Consider the following 2565-nt stretch of genomic DNA (forward strand, 5'->3'; position numbering starts at 1 on the left):
GCTACCTGCGCGTCGAAGGACTTGCCGTGCCCGCGCACGTGCACGCCGCGGCGCGAGAATTCCGCTATGCCGCAAGGGTTTTCCTCGCCCCGCCGTGGCCGGCGATATACCGCACCGACGAGGAGCGCAAACAACCGGCCGAACTGGCCGAGCGGACCTGTGAGGCGGTCGCCGATGCCTACGCCGAGCACGGCTACGAGCTGGTGGAACTGCCGCGCCTGCCGGTTGCCGAGCGGGCTCGGTTCGTGCTCGACTCGGTCGAGCAGTGACCATTGCAATGGTAATCAGGGTTCTGCTTTGCTGGTCGGAGTCGACCCGCAGGGCGGAGGAGTCCACGATGGCCGAACACCTGATGCTCGTCGTCAGCAACGCCAAACCGGACCGCGAGCAGGAGTTCAACGACTGGTACAGCGGCAAGCACGTGCTCGACGTGCTGGAGAAGCTCGAAGGGTTCGCCACCGCGCAGCGGTTCGTGCTCGCCGACGAACAGGTCGAGGGCGGTTGCCCGCACCGGTACCTGGCGCTGTACCGGATCCCGGAAGGCAGGCTCGCCGAAGCGCAGGAGTGGATCCGCTACCAGCGCACCGAGCGGGCGCAGGCGGAGTCCGAGGGACGCGATCCGCTGGTCGACGTCGCCGAGGTCTTCGACGGCCCGACGCATTCGTGGTTCTTCACCGCGATCACCGACGAACTCACCAGCAGCCGCACTCCTCGCAGGTGACCAGCTACACTGCCGGATCCGCGAACACCACGGACTTGCACGAGCGGTCTGGCGCGCGACGCGGGCCGGGACCGCGCAGGAACCGGACGCGGGTCGCGGCGATGGTGGCGGACTCGGTGCGCACGGTTCGGATCCAGTGGGGGCACCGGTGCTGGGTTCGATTCGTCATCGTTGCTCGCAATTCTTGGCGCGGAAACTCGGTCTACAGTGGACGATCAAGCGGCTGATGCGGGCTGTCCGGGCAACATCGCCGCCCGGGCCTCGCGCAAGTCGGCGAAGGTCGGCAGAGTGTCCGCCAGCCCGGCGGCCGCCAGTGCGTGCTCGACCGTTCGGGTGTTGTTGACGATGCCCAAGGCGATCCCCCGGTGCCAGGCATGGGCGTGGGCATCCGAAAGCAGTTCCAGGCCGGCGACGGCAAGGAAGGTCAGATTGCTGAGATCGATCACGATCGCCGCCAACTTGGTTTGCAGCCGGGGCCAGAGCAACCCGGCCAAGCTCGGCGCCGTCGCGGCGTCCAGCTCTCCGGACGCGCTCAACACCGCCAGGTGCCGGTCCGAAAAATTCATCCGCAGCAGCAACGTCGGTCGTCTCGTGGCCGCTGTCGTCCCGTCGATGTCGACTTCGGGAGTGGTGACTGGAAGGTCGATGGAAGAACTGCGTGTCAGCACGCGCGTCTCCTGTTCGTCGCGATCACGACTTTTCGCGGTCGCCGGGCCGGTGAGGGGCCGAGAACAATCGAGCCGCCGTTCTGAGGGGAAGGGCGGCGGGAGCAAGTAAGCGGCGTCCTCGTTCGGTGTGCCAGCTACTGCTCAACCAGCCACCATCGACGCTACGGGTCACACGTGCCACTGTCGACCCCGCAGTCCACCCGGTGGCGAGCGATATTCGCCCAAGAACTGGCCACCGCACTGTCGATGCCGAGTGCGTACTCGCGACCCCGCCGCCGCTCCCGAACGCGGTCCGCGCTGCCGAGCGGATCTCATCGGCCGCCGTCCGCGCCGGGTTCACGGGTGAACGCGGGTGGCCTGATGCTTCGCATGGGCCTGTCGAAGCAGGCTCACCAGTTCCTGATCGTTCCGGAGCTTCTCGCGGTACTTCTCCGGCAGCGCGCTCAGCTGCCGTTCCCTGGCGAGCATCCTGTCGTAGATCTGCCTGCGAACGGCGGGATCGGTTTCGTAGCCCTCGTCGAGGTATTCCGCCGCGTGCCGCCGGGCGCCGGAGAGGGCGTTCTGCGCGCGACCCTTCTTGCTGACCAAGGAGGCCACCGTGGTGACCACCAGCACGCCGAGGATCACGCTCAGCGACAACCCCGTGCTGATCTCGACCACGGGAACCGATCGGCCGCTGTTGATGAACGGCACGTTGTTCTCGTGCAACGCGTGCAAGACGAGTTTGACGCCGATGAAGGCGAGGACGGTGGCCAGCCCGTAGGACAGGTAGACCAGCCGGTCCAGCAGACCATCGATCAGGAAGTACAGCTGCCGCAGCCCGAGCAATGAGAAGGCGGTGGCCGTCAAGACCAGGTAAACGTCCTGGGTCAAGCCGAAAATGGCCGGAATGGAGTCCAGTGCGAACAGGACGTCGGTGGCCCCGATGGCGACCATCACCAGCAACATCGGGGTCAGTACCCGCTTGCCATCGACGGTGGTGAACAGCTTGTCGCCGTCGAAGGAATCGGAAGTTCGCAGGAACCGCTTGGCCAACCGGACCGGGAGGTTGTCGGCAGTGCGCTGCTCGGACGTCTGGGGCTTGACCAGGTTCCCCGCGGTGACCAGCAAGATCAGCCCGAACAGGTAGAACACCCACGCGAAGGTGTTGATCAGTGCGGCGCCGAGGAAGATGAA

General features: G+C 66.2%; 3 protein-coding genes and 1 pseudogene. 2 read left to right on the forward strand and 2 right to left on the reverse strand.

Translation table 11 applies throughout. From position 1 onward, the window contains the following. On the forward strand, window positions 1-269 hold a 269-nt coding region (locus IJH84_RS09880; RefSeq protein WP_295143054.1), incomplete at its 5' end, for an AAA family ATPase. 68 nt (window positions 270-337) lie between these two features. Then, on the forward strand, window positions 338-721 hold the full coding sequence (locus IJH84_RS09885) for a DUF4286 family protein (RefSeq protein ID WP_200070543.1): 384 nt from the start codon (window positions 338-340) through the stop codon (window positions 719-721). A 215-nt stretch (window positions 722-936) separates the two neighbouring features. Here IJH84_RS09885 and IJH84_RS09890 read toward each other — a convergent pair whose 3' ends face one another. Together IJH84_RS09890 and IJH84_RS09895 are read right to left on the reverse strand one after the other, a co-directional pair. Then, on the reverse strand, window positions 937-1389 hold the full coding sequence (locus tag IJH84_RS09890) for an STAS domain-containing protein (RefSeq protein ID WP_295143059.1): 453 nt from the start codon (window positions 1387-1389) through the stop codon (window positions 937-939). Window positions 1390-1725: 336 nt separating this feature from the next. Beyond that, window positions 1726-2565, reverse strand: a pseudogene (locus IJH84_RS09895) (hypothetical protein); the annotation flags it as partial.

The organism is Saccharopolyspora sp., assembly GCF_017434145.1.
GTDB classification, from domain to species: Bacteria; Actinomycetota; Actinomycetes; order Mycobacteriales; family Pseudonocardiaceae; genus Saccharopolyspora_C; species Saccharopolyspora_C galaxeae.

Excerpts from the sequence above, each read along its gene's own strand:
- IJH84_RS09885 (WP_200070543.1), top strand. The coding sequence starts at position 338 with ATGGCCGAACACCTGATGCTCGTCGTCAGCAACGCCAAACCGGACCGC.